This is a genomic window from Streptomyces sp. NPDC104581, from assembly GCF_055583685.1.
Map to the genome: position 1 here is coordinate 1 of NZ_JBVJNN010000010.1, position 14496 is coordinate 14496.

The following is a 14496-nucleotide window of genomic DNA, read 5'->3' on the forward strand; positions in this document are numbered from 1 at the left end:
CCGGTGGCGGGTCAGGATCCGGTGCACGGTCGAGGCCGGGAGGCGGAGTATCGGGCCGATCCTCGCGGGGCCGAGTTTGCGGGTCTGGCGCAGGTCGCACACCCGGGCCTCGATGTCGGCCGGGGTCCGGTGCGGCGTGGTGTGCGGCCGGCTGGAGCGGTCGTGCAGCCCTGCCGGACCTTCGGCCCGCCATCGGCTCATCCACTTGTACGCGGTGGCCCGTGAGACACCCATCTCGGCTGCGACGTGCGCGACAGGGCGGCCCGAGCGGACCCGTTCGACCAGCAGTCGCCTACCGAAGACGGTCAGCCGGGCATTACGGTGGGACACGAAGACCTCCGTGCGGTGAGTTCCTAGACAGCTCCCACCACACCGGAGGTCTTCGCCATGATCAAGACCTACCGAGCGTCAACAACGCTCATGAGCAATACACCTAGCCGGACGCCTTGAAGCCGCGCAGCCGCAGGGAGTTGCCGACGACGAAGACGGAGGAGAAGGCCATGGCCGCGCCCGCGATCATGGGGTTGAGGAGTCCGGCGGCGGCCAGGGGGAGGGCCGCGACGTTGTAGCCGAACGCCCAGAACAGGTTGCTCTTGATGGTGCCGAGGGTGCGGCGGGAGAGCCGGATGGCGTCGGCGGCGGCGCGGAGGTCGCCGGTGACGAGGGTGAGGTCGCCGGCCTCGATGGCGGCGTCGGTGCCGGTGCCCATCGCGAGGCCGAGGTCCGCCCGGGCGAGCGCGGCGGCGTCGTTGACTCCGTCGCCGACCATCGCGACCGACCTGCCCTCGCCCTGGAGGCGCTTGACGACATCCACCTTGTCCTCGGGCATCACCTCGGCGAAGACGTCTCCCGGTTCGATACCGACCTCGGCGGCGACGGCTTCGGCGACGGTCCTGTTGTCGCCGGTGAGCAGGATGGGTGTCAGACCGAGACCGCGCAGACGGCCGATGGCCTCGGCGCTGGTCTCCTTGACCGCGTCGGCGACTTCGAGGATGCCGCGCGCCTCCCCGTCCCAGGCGACCGCGACGACGGTACGGCCCTGCCGCTCCGCCTCCTCCTTCCTGGCGGTGAGTTCCCCGGGGAGGTGGATCTCCCACTCGGCGAGGAGCTTCGCGCGTCCGACGAGTACGGCGTGGCCCTCGACGACTCCCTGGACGCCGAGGCCGGGGAGGTTCGCGAAGTCCTCTGGGGTGGGCAGGGGCCCGGTGCGCTCGGTGGCGCCGGCGGCGATCGCGCGGGCGACGGGGTGCTCGGAGGCGTGCTCCAGGGCGCCGGCCAGCCGCAGCAGTTCCGATTCCCCGGTGCCGGGGGCGGTGCGGGTGCCCAGGAGGGTCATCCGGCCGGTGGTGACGGTGCCGGTCTTGTCGAGGACGACCGTGTCCACCTTCCTGGTCGATTCGAGGACTTCGGGGCCCTTGATGAGGATGCCGAGCTGTGCGCCGCGTCCGGTGCCGACCATCAGGGCGGTGGGGGTCGCCAGTCCCAGGGCGCAGGGGCAGGCGATGATGAGGACGGCGACCGCGGCGGTGAACGCGGCGGTGAGGCCCGATCCGTTGCCGAGCCAGAAGCCGAGGGTGCCCAGCGCGAGGGCGATGACGACGGGGACGAAGACGGCGGAGATCCTGTCGGCCAGCCGCTGGGCGGCGGCCTTGCCGTTCTGCGCGTCCTCGACCATGCGGGCCATGCGGGCGAGCTGGGTGTCGGCGCCGATCCGGGTGGCGGTGACGACGAGACGCCCGCCGGCGTTGAGGGTCGCTCCGGTGACGGTGTCGCCCGGTGCGACCTCGACCGGGACGGATTCGCCCGTGAGCATGGAGGTGTCGACGGCGGAGGTGCCCTCGGTGACGGTGCCGTCGGTGGCGATCTTCTCGCCGGGCCGGACCACGAACCTGTCCCCGACGGCGAGTTCGGCGGTCGGGACGGTCGTCTCGCGGCCGTTCCGCAGGACGGTGACCTCCTTCGCCCCCAGCTCCATCAGCGCTCTCAGCGCGGCGCCGGCCTTGCGCTTGGACCGGGCCTCGAAGTACCGCCCGGCCAGGATGAACGCGGTGACACCGGCCGCCGCCTCCAGATAGATGTTCCCCGCACCGTCGCCCCGGGCGATCGTCAGCTCGAAGGGGTGCGTCATCCCGGGGGTGCCCGCCGTTCCGAAGAACAGCGCCCACAGCGACCACGCGAACGCCGCCGACGTGCCCACCGAGATCAGGGTGTCCATCGTCGCCGCGCCGTGCCGGGCGTTCGTCCACGCGGCGCGGTGGAAAGGCCAGGCCGCGTAGGTGACGACGGGGGCCGCCAGCGTCAGCGACAGCCACTGCCAGTACTCGAACTGGAGCGCCGGCACCATCGCCATCGCGATGACGGGAACGGCGAGGACGACGGCGGTGATCAGCCGCTCCCGCAGCGTGCGCAGTTCGTCGCCGGCGGACCCGGCGCCGCTCTGCTCGCCGGGGCCCGCGCCGGGTCCGGCCTCCGGACCGCCGCCGGCCGCCGGCACGGGTGGGGGTGGCTCGACGGCGGTGTAGCCGGTCTTCTCGACGGTGGCGATCAGGTCCTGTACGGAGAGGCCGTCCCGCGCGTAGGTGACCTTCGCCTTCTCGGTCGCGTAGTTGACGGTCGCCTCGACACCGTCCATGCGGTTGAGCTTCTTCTCGATACGGGCCGCGCACGAGGCGCAGGTCATGCCACCGATGGCCAGCTCGACGTCGGCCGTGACGGTGCCCGGTGCGCCGGTGGCAGCCGGGGCCCCGGCGGGTGTGTCGGTTGCCGGTGTGGTGCTCATGACTGCCATTCTCCTCCGCGTCGCCGCTGAATACCCCTAGGGGGTATCTTCCCTCCCTTCCATGTATACCCCTCACCCCTATTCGGGGCAAGGCCGGGGCGGCGGCACCCGGCAGCGGGGCGGCGACCGATGTGGTGTGGTGGAGCTTTGATGGTGCGGGCGCGCCGTGCGGCGTCGTAGGCTGCCTATTGGACTAGACCTATAGGGACCGACCTGTAGATCTGCGCCGGGACGACCGCCGAACCGGTCGTCCCACGTCCTGGCCCGGCTTCCCAAGCCTCCCGAACGGAAATGGGTTCCCATGAGCAAGCGTGCAGTCCTGGAGGTGATCGCCCTCAGCGCCGAGGACGCCGTCGCGGCCCAGGCGGGCGGGGCGGACCGACTTGAGCTGGTCACCGACATGGCGGCGGACGGCCTCACCCCGCCGGTCGAGACCTTCGCCAAGATCCGCGCCTCCGTCGACATCTCGCTGCGCGTGATGCTGAGGCTCCAGGACGGGTTCTCGGCGGGCTCACCGGAAGAGGTGGACGTGCTGGTCGAGTGCGTGGACGCCATGCGCGTCGAGGGCGCGGACGAGTTCGTACTCGGCTTCCTCGACATCGCCGGCAATGTGGACCTCGTCACGGTCGAACGGCTCGTCGCGGAGCTGGACCCCTGCCGCTGGACCTTCCACCGGGCGATCGACCGCGCGGCGGACCGCGACGCGCTGCGCAAGCAGCTCGCGGACCTGCCCGGCCTGGACACGTATCTCACGGCGGGTTCGGCGAGCGGGGTCGACGCGGGCATCCCGGTGCTGCTGGCCGAGGCGGAGTCCGCGGCGCTCGGCGAACCCGGTTACGGTCCCGAACTCCTCGTCGGCGGCGGCCTGCGGCTGGACCATCTGCCGAGGCTGCGGGCGGGCGGTCTGAACGCGTTCCACATCGGCGGCGCGGCGCGGCCGAACGGCTGGGACGCGCCGGTGGACGCGGCGACGGTACGGCAGTGGCGCGAGGCGATCGACGCGTAGGGCGTGTCCGCGGAGCGCCGCCGTACGCCCGCGGGCCGGGCGGGACTCCGCGGACACCCCGGGTGGCGCGACCGGACGGGGCCCGGTGCGCGGCCCCGTCCGGTACGTGCGGGGGTCAGTCCGCCGGACTGTCGACCGGGTCGCGGTCGACGGCCTCTATGCCCTTGAACGACAGCACCACGATGGTCACCGCGCCCACGAAGATCCCGATGTCGGCGACGTTGCCGACGAAGAACCCCGCGTAGTCGATGAAGTCGACGACGTGCCCGCGGGCGAATCCGGGCTCCCGGAAGAGCCGGTCACCGAAGTGGGACGTGGCACCGCCGAGAAGGAGCCCGAGCGCGTACGCCCACGGTGTGGAGCGCACCCGCCAGGCGTACCAGGCGATGGCGACGACGGCGACCCCGGCGAAGATCGTGAAGATCCAGGTCACCCCGGTGCCCATGGAGAAGGCGGCGCCGGGGTTGTAGACCAGCCAGAACCGGATGACATCGCCCACGACGTCCATCGACTCCGAGTTCCCCAGCGCGCCGACGGCCCACCACTTGGACGCCTGATCGACGAGCAGCAGCGCGAGGGCGACCCCGACGGTGGACCAGAACAGCCGCCGGCCGGGGCCCGCCGCCGTCCCGGCGCCGCCGGCGTCCGGCGCGGACGGGGCGACGTCGTTCGGGTCCGCCGGCGTGGTCGTTTCCGCCCCGGCGCCGGGTGTGGGGGCGGTGTCCGCCGGGGCTCGCGTCCGCGCTGAGGCCGCGCCGTCGTCGCCGCTCACGGCGCCGGTCGGGCGGGGCTCGTCCGCCGTACGCCCGGCGTCCGGCGCGACCGGTTCGGCGGCGCTCACACCCTCCGTGCCGACCGCGTCCGACGCGTTCGTGTCCGTAGTCCCCGCCGCGCCCGCGCCGTCGTCGCCGCTCACGGTGCCGGCCGGGCGGGGCTCGTCCGCCGTACGCCCGGCGTCCGGCGCGGCGGTCGGGCCCGGGGCCCCCGGTACGTCCGTCGTGGACGGCTCATCGTTCGAGTTCACCCGGACAGTGTCGCCTACCCGGCCCGGCCCGCCCAGGCGGTGTCCAGCTGGGGCGGCAGCGGGGTGCCGTGGATCACGGTCAGGCCGGAGACCGCGCGGGTCAGCGCCACGTACAGGCGGCGCAGGCCCGTCCGTTCGTCCGGTTCGCCCGTGACCACCGCCGAAGGCTCGTCCAGGACCACGTAGTCGTACTCAAGCCCCTTCGCCAGCGACGCCGGGACCAGCGTGAGCCGGGAATCCGCCGTCGTCTCCTCGCCCGGCGCGAGATACGAGTGGCCCGCCGCCGACAGCGCCGCGGCCAGCGCCGGGACGCGGGCGTCCGCCGCGATCAGACCGATCGACCCCTCGTGACGCAGCGACTCCACGCACGCGCCCACGACCGCCTCGTCCAGGGCCGCCGCCCCCACCGCGCGTACCTCCAGCGAACCGGGCGACTCACGGACCGACGCCACCTCCGTCAGCCCCGGTGAGATCGCGGGCAGCAGGCGCGACGCGTAGGCGATCACCTCACGCGGTACGCGGAAACCTGCCGTCAGCTCCTCCACCACCGCCTCCGGTTTGCCCAGATGCGCCAGCGCCTCCGCCCAACTCGCCGTCGCCCAGGGCGTGGTGCCCTGCGCGAGGTCACCGAGCACCGTCGCCGAGCCGGTCGAGCAGCGGCGGCCCACCGCCCGGTACTGCATCGGTGACAGATCCTGCGCCTCGTCCAGTACGACATGGCCGAGCGAGTGCGTACGGGACACCAGATCGTTCGCCTCGTCGATCAGCACCGCGTCCGCCGACGACCACTTCGCCGTCCGCACACTGCGCGGCGGCTTCGTCCACAGCAGGGCCTTCTGCTCGTCGTCCGTCAGGATCCCCTCCGCGTGGTCGCCGAGGAAGTCCGCGTCGGAGAGCAGCCGCAGCACCAGCTTCGCCGGGTCGACGGCGGGCCACACCGCCTTCACGGCCGCCTTCACCGCGGGGTTGCGGGCGACCGCGTCCTGCACCCGGTCGTCGGGGGCCTCGCCGGATCTCTCCATCTGTACGAGCACCGCGTGCGCGATGCGCTGCGGCAGCGCGTCGTGCGCGGCGCCGTAGCGGATGTCGCGTTCCAGCAACTCCCCGACCAGCTCTTCGAGTTCGTACGCGGGCACCCGCCAGCGCCGGGAGCCGCGCACCACCATCACCGGCTCCGTGGGCGGCGTGACGTGCGAACGGACCGCCCGGCGCAGCACCCGCGCCATCCGGGCGTCGCCCTTGACGACCGCTGTCGCCGCGCTGTCGGTGCCCAGGATCCGCACCCGGCCGGGTCCCGAGGCCACCAGCTCGTCGACGGTCGCCTGCTTCACCTCCAACTCGCCCAGCGCGGGCAGCACTTGCTCGATGTACTGGAGGAAGGAGGCGTTCGGCCCGATGACCAGCGTGCCGGTACGGGCCAGCCGCTCGCGGTGCGCGTACAGCAGATACGCCACCCGGTGCAGGCCCACCGCCGTCTTCCCGGTGCCGGGGCCGCCCTGTACGCAGACGGAGCCGCTGAGCCCGGACCGGACGATCTCGTCCTGCTCGGGCTGGATCGTCGCGACGATGTCCCGCATCGGCCCGACGCGCGGGCGCTCGATCTCGGCCTGGAGGAGCCTGCCGGTGCGGGCCGTCTCCGTCGGGTCGGAGAGGTGCTCGTCCTCGTACGCGGTCAGTTCGCCGCCCGTGTAACCGAAGCGGCGGCGCAGTCCGACGTCCAGCGGGTTCTTCCTGGACGCCTGGTAGAAGGGCTGCGAGACGGGCGCGCGCCAGTCGATGACCATCGGGTCGCCCTCGGCGTCGTGGACGTGCCGCCGGCCGATGTAGAAGCGCTCGCCCTCCGCCCCCTCCGCCTCCTCGGCGCCGACCGTGTGCAGATAGTCGAGGCGGCCGAAGAAGAGCGGGGTGTGCGAGAGGTCGGCGAGGGCTTTGACGCGCTCCTCGATCTGCGATTCGAGGACGGCCGCGTTGACCCAGTTCGCCGTCACGTCGCGGATGTCGAGGGACTGGACGTCCTCGCGCATGGAGCGCAGGGCGGCGCGCGAGGCGCCGAGATGGGCGCGCTCGCGGGCGAGCGGGTCGCTGTGGGCGTCGGCCGCCTGGGCCGGGAGCTGGGCCCGGGGCGGTGCGGGGTCGTGCGCGGACACGGTGGTGCCTCCGGATGTACGCAGGCCGACGGGCCGCCACCCGATGGTGGCGGGGCGGCGGCCGGTGTCGGCGGTGGATCACGTCAGGGCAGCCACCCGGTTTCCGACCGGGCGGCAGCGCTCCTCGGAAGGGAGGCGGGAGAAGAGGGCGATTGTAGTCAGCGGGCGGTGCCGGGGCGAACGGTTTTCCCGGGGCGCTCCCGTCGCGGGCCCCGCTCCCCCTCCGTCCGCCCCTGGTGAGGGATCAGGGGCGCGGGCGTAGTCCCCGTAGGGGATGCCGTATCCCTGGAGGCGTACGGAACGGTGCGGCGGGTTCCCCCTGCGGAGCGATGTGCCCCGGTCGCGCCGGACGCACCATTGAAGTATGAGTACAGCGACCTTCACCCCGACCCCGACCGTGGACGTCGGCCCGCCGCACAGCGGGGCGACGGCGCTCGGTTCCGCCCCTCACTCCGGCCCGCACCCGCCGCACCGCCTGGGCAACGCGCTGCGGGCGGTCAAGGTCTTCGTGGCCGCCGCGTTCAGCGTGGCCGTCCTCGGTGAGTACGGGGAGGAGGCGGGCATCATGCGCTGAGCACGCGCCGGTGCACGCGGGGCCCCTACGCACATCCGCCTGACGCTACTCGGCTGACCGGCGCCCTGGCACGAGCCCCGATCGGCCAGTGTCGCCGCCGTGACGCTCCCGGCCGTGACTGTCCGGTCACTCCTCGCAGTTGGCACACTCGCCCTGTCACTGATCGCGCTCACCGCACTCACCGCGCTCTGCCCGGCCCAGTACGCCCTGCTCGCCCTGCCGATCCCCGTGGCCGAGCGGTTCGCGGTCACCGAGTGGCGACTGCCCGCCACCTCGCCGCCGTTCGCCGCGATCCTGTTCGTCCCGGCCTTGCCTGGCTCCCGGTCGCCACGCTCAAGGCCCTCGTGGTCGTGGGCAACGTGCTGCTCCTCGCCCTGCTCGTCCGGCTGTCCCGGCGATTCGCCGCCTGCCCCCCCCCGGCCATGGCCGCCCCCGTCACCCCGCCCCCGCCGCACGACGGACCACCACCGGACGCCCGGCCGGCGGCTCGCGGCCCTCCGCCCGCTGCCGCTGCCTCAGCCGCCGGCCAGCAACTCGTCGGCGTCCACGATGCGGTAGGCGTACCCCTGCTCCGCGAGGAAGCGCTGACGGTGCGCCGCGAAGTCCTGGTCGATCGTGTCGCGGGCCACCACCGAGTAGAAGCGCGCCTCGTGCCCGTCCGCCTTCGGCCGGAGCACCCGGCCCAGCCGCTGCGCCTCCTCCTGCCGGGAACCGAACGTGCCCGACACCTGGATGGCCACCGTCGCCTCCGGCAGATCGATCGAGAAGTTCGCGACCTTCGACACCACGAGCACCGAGATCTCGCCCTGCCGGAACGCCTCGAACAGCTTCTCCCGCTGCGCGTTGCTCGTCTCGCCCTTGATCACCGGGGCGTCCAGATGCTCGCCCAGCTCGTCGAGCTGGTCGATGTACTGGCCGATGACCAGCGTCTGCTCGCCCTTGTGCTTCCGGACCAGGGCCTCCGTCACCTTGCGCTTGGTCGCCGTCGACGCGCAGAAGCGGTACTTCTCCTCCTGCTCGGCGGTCGCGTACGCCAGACGCTCGCTGTCGGTGAGATTGACCCGCACCTCGACACAGTCCGCGGGCGCGATGTAGCCCTGCGCCTCGATCTCCTTCCACGGCGCGTCGAAGCGCTTCGGCCCGATGAGCGAGAAGACGTCCGACTCACGGCCGTCCTCCCGTACGAGCGTGGCCGTCAGCCCGAGCCGGCGCCGCGCCTGGAGGTCCGCGGTGAACTTGAAGACCGGCGCGGGCAGCAGGTGCACCTCGTCGTAGACGATCAGGCCCCAGTCGCGGGAGTCGAACAGCTCCAGATGCGGATAGACGCCCTTACGGCGGACCGTGAGGACCTGGTACGTCGCGATCGTGACCGGGCGGATCTCCTTGCGCGTACCGCTGTACTCGCCGATCTCCTCCTCGGTCAGGGACGTGCGCCTGATCAGCTCGTGCTTCCACTGCCGGGCGGAGACGGTGTTGGTGACGAGGATCAGCGTCGTCGCCTTCGCCCGCGCCATCGCGCCCGCGCCGACGAGCGTCTTGCCCGCCCCGCACGGCAGCACGACGACCCCGGACCCGCCGTGCCAGAAGCCCTCCACGGCCTGCTTCTGGTACGGCCGCAGCGACCACTCGCGCTCGTCCAGCTCGATGGTGTGGGCCTCGCCGTCCATGTACCCGGCCAGGTCCTCGGCCGGCCAGCCCAGCTTCAGCAGCGTCTGCTTGATCTGCCCGCGCTCGGAGGGGTGCACGGCGACGGTGTCCGGGTCGATCCGCGCGCCGACGAGAGGCTGGACCTTCTTCGACCGCAGGATCTCCTCCAGGACCGGCCGGTCGGTGGTGGTCAGCACGAGCCCGTGGGTGGGGTGCTTGGAGAGCGTGAGCCGCCCGTACCTGGCCATGGTCTCGGCGACGTCCACGAGCAGGGCGTGCTGCACCGGGTAGCGCGAGAACGCCACGAGCGCGTCGACGACCTGCTCGGCGTCGTGCCCGGCGGCCCGCGCGTTCCACAGCCCGAGCGGGGTCAGCCGGTAGGTGTGGATGTGCTCGGGCGCCCGCTCCAGCTCGGCGAAGGGCGCGATGGCCCGCCGACAGGCGTCCGCCTGCTCGTGATCCACCTCCAGCAGCAACGTTTTGTCGCTCTGGACGATGAGAGGTCCGTTCACAGCAGCGCCCTTCCGTCCTTCGTACGGCCACTTCCCACGGCCAAACGTCCAGTGTGGCGTATCGGGCCCCCTTTCGGGCCTCCGGCTTTCTGGCGGCGCTATCCGAGGTAGGGCGTTGGCCGGGGCTCCAGGAAATGCTGGAGGCGCAGCCGCTGGGTGTGATGCATGGGCAGGGAGTCGATCTCGGCCGTCTCGATGAAGCGCAGTTCCGTGCTCTCGTCGGAGATGGTCAGCCGTCCACCGACCACGCGCGCGGTGAAACACACGTTGAACTGCCGCCGCACCTCGCCGTCGCTGTACTCGATGATGTGCCGCGGGTCGGTGTAGGTGCCCACGAGACCGGTGATCTCGACGTCGAGACCGGTCTCCTCCCCGACCTCACGAACGGCCGCGCCCGGCAGCGACTCGCCGATGTCCATCCCCCCACCGGGCAGCGCCCACAGATCGTTGTCCCGCCGCCGTTGCAGCAGGACGCGCCCCCGATCGTCGGTGACCACTGCCGAGGCGGCGACGACCATACTGTTCGGCTCGGGCGCGTCGGGATCGTCGTAGTACTCGGTCCGTGTCATGGCCTCATCCCTCCACCGGCCGGGCTGTCTCCCAGACGGCGTTGAAACTTGCGGTGTAGGTGTCGAACATGCTGCCGCCGTTGATACGCCGCAGGTGCCAGACCGGGGCGCCGTAGGCATTGACGCCCCAGACGTGGGCGTTGACCAGCAGCTGATCATCCGCTCGGTAGATACTGTTGTAGAGGGTCGTGCCGTGCGTACGCAGCTCGATGCCCGGAACATCGACGAGCGACCGGTAGTGCATGAGCGCCAGGCGGCAACGGGACTCGATTCCGTGGCCGAACCTCTCCTCCTGACCTCGGTGGCGCACATTGACGCTGTCGGCGTCGCCAACGGCGATCCTGATCAGGCATCCCGCTGCGGCCCGCTCGCGCAGCAGGCCGTTGAGCCGGGGATAGGCCTCATGAAGAAAGACGGCCGCGTACACAAGCACGTCGATCCGCCTACGGGCCATGGTGAGGAGTTCCGTGAAGACCGACACGGGCAGATCCGCTCTCTGTGCGTACAGCGCCACCAGCTCCGGGCTGACGGTTTGTGTCGTTCGTCCTTGCCGCAGTGAAGGCCACAGCGCGTGTACGTCCTCCTCCAGCGCCTCGGCGGCCTTGAGGGCTGTCACCTTTCGAGGGGTGCGTCCGAGATTGACCCATCGTTCAACGGACTTGGGATCCACCCCCACCGCCTCGGCCAGGTCGGCGTGGGTCCATCCCCGGGACGTCAAAGCGGCCCGCAGTCGTTCGTTCGGCACTCTGTGGCTCCCCGCTTCGGACGCTGCCAAGGACGTTCTACTCGCTTCAGGACGTCCCGAAGTGGGAAACGTACGAGGTTCCGGCGTCCCGGTGAAAAGCCCCATGATCACGGCATGAGCGAACCGACGAGACACGCAAGCGGTCCGGCCGGATCGGCGATGAAGCCGTGGGCGATCAAACGACTGGCTTCCTACCCTGATCCTGTCGAACTGCCGTACATCCGAACCGGGATCGATGCCGCGACTCAGACGACGCGGTACTTCGACATCGACGGTCGGCGGGTCGATATGGGCGGGCACGGCACCAACCGGTCCACGTCGTCCCCAACAGCGACCGGTGCCGACGGCGGCGGCGCTCAGCCGCCCGCACCGGCGGACTCGGACGCTCTCGAAGACCACGTGCCGGACTGATATGGCCGACTCGGCGGTTCTCGTGATCACCGCGCTCGCTGACATCACTGCAGACCTGGTACTGACCGAACTGTACGGCCGGGGCGTCCCAGCGGTACGGCTCGATCCGGCGACCGACTTCGCCGGCCCCGCACATATGAGTGCTCGCATCGGTGCAGGTCCACTGACCGGGGACCTGATGACAGCGACCAGGCACGTCGAACTCTCAGCGGTTCGCTCGGTCTACTGGCGGCGTCCCACCCCGTACGGCGACCCGGGACAGGCCAAGACGGCCGAGCAGCGATTCGGTATCGAGCAGTCCCGCACCGGCTACACGGGGATGCTGACGGCCCTGCCCGGTGCCCTGCACGTGAATCACCCCATCCGGAACCGTGCAGCCGGATACAAACCCGCACAGCTCGCCGCCGCTGCCCGTCTCGGTCTGACCGTTCCGGATACCTTGATCACGAACGTGACCGAAGACGCCCGCACTTTCGCGGCCGAACACCGGAACGTGATCTACAAGCCGGTGCACGACGTGCACTTGGCCGGCGAGGACGGAAGGCACCGAACCATCTGGGTCGACGCCGTCCGCTCAGGCGACCTCGACGAATCGATCGCCGGGTGCCCGCACCTGTTCCAAGCGTGCGTACCGAAGGTCGCCGACATCCGTCTCGCGGCCGTCGGCAACCGGGTGTTCGCTACCCGTATCGACACCGACGGTGACCATCTCGACTGGCGCCAAGACCAGCGCCTTATCAGCTGTTCCCCTGTCCCGGTGCCGCGCGACATCCGTGCCGCCGTCCAGCGCTACCTTCAGATGTTCGAGCTGGCCTTCGGCGCGTTCGACTTCGCTCTCGATGCGGACGGTCGGTGGTGGTTCCTTGAATGCAACCCAAACGGACAGTGGGCCTTCGTCGACGAGCCGACGGTACAGGCCATTTCAGGCGCACTTGCCGATACCCTACAGATGGGCGCTCCCCATGACTCCTGATCCATCCCCTGAATTCGCCGCCGTTCTGCGCCACCGCCTCGTCGAGCAGCTCGTCGACGACGACTTGCTGCACGACCCGGATGTGCGGCGTGCCGCTGCCGCGGTGCCCCGTGAGACTTTTCTCGGCCCAGCGATCTATCGGCCTAGTGAACCACCGGGCGTCACCGTATGGACTCCCGTTCACCGTGACACCCTTCCCGCTGAGGACTGGTCGCGCCTCGCGTACGAGAACACGACATGGGTCACGCAAATCGACGGTGTGCTGGCCGAAGACGCAGCCACCCCCGTCGTCGGCGGCACTCCGACCTCGTCATCGACCCTTCCCGGCCTCATCCTCCGGATGATCGAGCAAGCGGGAACCGCACCAGGGAAGCGGACACTGATCATTGGCGCGGGTACCGGTCTGTCGACGGCCTACGTTTGCGAAGTGACCGGCGAAGACAACACGATCGCCGTCGAAACAGACCCCGCCGTGGCCGAGCGCGCCCGAAAGGCGCTCGCTGAAGCCGGATACGCGCCCGCCCTGATCACCGCGGACGGGTTGCGCGGTTACGGGGGCAGGGCACCGTACGACGTCGTGCTCGCGTTCTGCTCCATGCGGCACGTCCCGTACGGGCTGCTGGGGCAGATCAGGGACGGAGGGAGCCTGCTCGTCACGCTTGCAGGGTGGGGATTCGGTCACGGTCTCGTGCGCCTCACCGCTGACGGGGCAGGCGGTGCCAGGGGCCGGTTCCTGCCCGGATACACGTCGTTCATGATGGCCCGCCCGCACGATCGACCGCCGCACGGCCCCCTCGAACTGCTGCCGGGTGACGAGCGGCGGAGCAGGATCGACCCCGCCTTGTTGGACGACTGGGTCTGCCGGTTCGTCGCGCAGCTTGCCGCGCCCTCGGCCGAGCGGCTTGGCGTGGGTGGGGAGCAGGTCCTCCTCGACGTCGCCACCGGGTCACAGGCACGGACAAGGCCTGTGGAAGGCGGCGGCTGGACTGTGATTCAGCGTGGCCCGCTCAAGTTGTGGAACGTGGTCGAGGAGTCGGTCGCGCTTTGGCAGGGCCACGGCTCCCCGCATCTGTCGGAGTTCGGAATGACCATCACGCCCGACGTCCAACGGGTGTGGCTCGGGGCGCCCGACGGGCCGGGCTGGGACCTGCCTGTCTAGTTCGGGCGCTGTCTGGAACATCGGGTGCGTAGGCGGGTGGGTCGGGGGCAAGCGCGGCGTATGGCCGCTGAAATGGAACGGATGGGTGGGCGGGGTACCGCCCGTGGGGTGGACGGCTCGGTGAGCGCGACGTCGTCCTGGAGTACATCGTGGGCCGGGGCCGTGCTGCGGGTGGTCATTCTGGCCGTCGCGCTGCTGTCGCTCGTCGGGTTCGCCGCCGTTCTCGCGGAGTTGACGCTCACGCCGTCGCCCGCGTCGTCGGAGATCGCCGGGTCCAATCTCCAGCCGGGGCACTCGCTGCGCCAGTACGCCGAGGACTACACGTTCCTCGCCGCGTGCAAGCAGGTCGGTGGCAATGTGCTGATGGGCGCGCCGTTCGGGCTGTTGCTGCCGGTGCTGGTGCCGCGCAGGTTCCGGATGTTGCGGGTGATGGTGCTGACCGTGATCACGATGACCATGGTGGAACTGGCGCAGGGTGCGATCGTCGAGGGCCGGGCCTTCGACGTGGACGACGTGATCATGAACACGAGTGGTGCGTTCCTGGCGTATCTGCTGATCGGGCGCCGGTTCAGCCACCGCTTCCACACGCTGGGGTTCCGCTCGCTGGAGGCGCAGGCCCAGCGTGAGCGGGAGCGCGAGGAGGAGCACGAGCGGCAGCGGCGCGAGCGGGCGGCGGAGAAGAAGGCCCGGCGCGCGGGTGTGGGCACGCCCACGACGGGGCGTGCGCCGTGGACCGAGCGCGTGCGGGCCGCGGTGAAGCGCGAGCCGGCGGTGGCGGACAGGAAGAAGCCGGTGGCTCCGGCGAAGCGGACGGCGGCCGGGAGGACGGCGCCGGGCAAGGCTCCCGCGAAGCGGACGGTGGCGAAGAAGGCGGCGGGCAGGACGGCCGCCGGTAAGACCGCGACCGTGAAGAAGACCGCGAAGAAGACCCCGAAGTAGCGTCCCGCGCG

Annotated in this window: 13 protein-coding genes; 6 read left to right on the forward strand and 7 right to left on the reverse strand. The window is 71.0% G+C overall.

Annotated elements, in window-relative coordinates; all coding sequences use genetic code 11:
- Together ACZ61E_RS10995 and ACZ61E_RS11000 are read right to left on the reverse strand one after the other, a co-directional pair.
- Positions 1-330: leucine zipper domain-containing protein (locus ACZ61E_RS10995; RefSeq protein WP_469699273.1), on the reverse strand; the 330-nt coding region annotated here is incomplete at its 3' end.
- A 103-nt stretch (positions 331-433) separates the two neighbouring features.
- Complete coding sequence (locus tag ACZ61E_RS11000) at positions 434-2680, reverse strand: heavy metal translocating P-type ATPase (protein ID WP_469699409.1); 2247 nt, start codon at positions 2678-2680, stop codon at positions 434-436.
- A 400-nt stretch (positions 2681-3080) separates the two neighbouring features.
- Between ACZ61E_RS11000 and ACZ61E_RS11005 the strand changes: the two genes are divergently transcribed.
- Positions 3081-3785: a copper homeostasis protein CutC gene (locus ACZ61E_RS11005; RefSeq protein WP_469699274.1), complete on the forward strand. Its 705-nt coding sequence runs from the start codon at positions 3081-3083 to the stop codon at positions 3783-3785.
- Positions 3786-3900: 115 nt separating this feature from the next.
- Here the strand turns inward: ACZ61E_RS11005 and lspA are convergent, their stop codons facing one another.
- A complete protein-coding gene (gene lspA / locus ACZ61E_RS11010) occupies positions 3901-4809 on the reverse strand; it encodes a signal peptidase II (RefSeq protein ID WP_469699275.1) in 909 nt (302 codons plus the stop codon).
- Between the two features lie 14 nt (positions 4810-4823).
- A complete protein-coding gene (locus ACZ61E_RS11015; protein ID WP_469699276.1) occupies positions 4824-6956 on the reverse strand; it encodes a HelD family protein in 2133 nt (710 codons plus the stop codon).
- Positions 6957-7320: 364 nt separating this feature from the next.
- Between ACZ61E_RS11015 and ACZ61E_RS11020 the strand changes: the two genes are divergently transcribed.
- Entirely contained in the window at positions 7321-7530 is a 210-nt protein-coding gene (locus ACZ61E_RS11020; RefSeq protein ID WP_469699277.1) for a hypothetical protein, read from the forward strand.
- A 515-nt stretch (positions 7531-8045) separates the two neighbouring features.
- Here ACZ61E_RS11020 and ACZ61E_RS11025 read toward each other — a convergent pair.
- The 3 genes from ACZ61E_RS11025 to ACZ61E_RS11035 form a co-directional block, all read right to left on the reverse strand.
- A complete protein-coding gene (locus ACZ61E_RS11025; protein ID WP_469699278.1) occupies positions 8046-9689 on the reverse strand; it encodes a DNA repair helicase XPB in 1644 nt (547 codons plus the stop codon).
- 98 nt (positions 9690-9787) lie between these two features.
- Positions 9788-10258 (reverse strand): NUDIX hydrolase, encoded by a 471-nt coding sequence (locus ACZ61E_RS11030; RefSeq protein ID WP_469699279.1) that lies wholly within the window; start codon positions 10256-10258, stop codon positions 9788-9790.
- Between the two features lie 4 nt (positions 10259-10262).
- On the reverse strand, positions 10263-11003 hold the full coding sequence (locus ACZ61E_RS11035) for a helix-turn-helix transcriptional regulator (RefSeq protein WP_469699280.1): 741 nt from the start codon (positions 11001-11003) through the stop codon (positions 10263-10265).
- Positions 11004-11117: 114 nt separating this feature from the next.
- Here ACZ61E_RS11035 and tgmA point away from each other — a divergent pair, with 114 nt between their 5' ends.
- From tgmA to ACZ61E_RS11055, 4 genes are all read left to right on the forward strand, one after another.
- The gene (gene tgmA, locus ACZ61E_RS11040) at positions 11118-11414 is read left to right on the forward strand and encodes a putative ATP-grasp-modified RiPP (protein ID WP_469699281.1); all 297 of its coding nucleotides are present in this window, start codon (positions 11118-11120) and stop codon (positions 11412-11414) included.
- A 1-nt stretch (position 11415) separates the two neighbouring features.
- Positions 11416-12387 (forward strand): ATP-grasp ribosomal peptide maturase, encoded by a 972-nt coding sequence (tgmB, locus tag ACZ61E_RS11045; protein WP_469699282.1) that lies wholly within the window; start codon positions 11416-11418, stop codon positions 12385-12387.
- Positions 12377-13546, forward strand: a complete 1170-nt coding sequence (gene tgmC / locus ACZ61E_RS11050; RefSeq protein WP_469699283.1) for an ATP-grasp peptide maturase system methyltransferase — start codon at positions 12377-12379, stop codon at positions 13544-13546. Before tgmB ends, tgmC begins: the two co-directional genes overlap by 11 nt.
- Positions 13547-13666: 120 nt before the next feature.
- Positions 13667-14485 (forward strand): VanZ family protein, encoded by an 819-nt coding sequence (locus ACZ61E_RS11055; RefSeq protein WP_469699284.1) that lies wholly within the window; start codon positions 13667-13669, stop codon positions 14483-14485.
- The last annotated feature ends 11 nt before the right edge of the window (positions 14486-14496 follow it).

Excerpts from the sequence above, each read along its gene's own strand:
- tgmB (WP_469699282.1), top strand. The coding sequence starts at position 11,416 with ATGGCCGACTCGGCGGTTCTCGTGATCACCGCGCTCGCTGACATCACT.
- tgmC (WP_469699283.1), top strand. The coding sequence starts at position 12,377 with ATGACTCCTGATCCATCCCCTGAATTCGCCGCCGTTCTGCGCCACCGC.
- ACZ61E_RS11030 (WP_469699279.1), bottom strand. The coding sequence starts at position 10,258 with ATGACACGGACCGAGTACTACGACGATCCCGACGCGCCCGAGCCGAAC.
- ACZ61E_RS11005 (WP_469699274.1), top strand. The coding sequence starts at position 3,081 with ATGAGCAAGCGTGCAGTCCTGGAGGTGATCGCCCTCAGCGCCGAGGAC.
- tgmA (WP_469699281.1), top strand. The coding sequence starts at position 11,118 with ATGAGCGAACCGACGAGACACGCAAGCGGTCCGGCCGGATCGGCGATG.
- ACZ61E_RS11020 (WP_469699277.1), top strand. The coding sequence starts at position 7,321 with ATGAGTACAGCGACCTTCACCCCGACCCCGACCGTGGACGTCGGCCCG.
- ACZ61E_RS11000 (WP_469699409.1), bottom strand. The coding sequence starts at position 2,680 with ATGACCTGCGCCTCGTGCGCGGCCCGTATCGAGAAGAAGCTCAACCGC.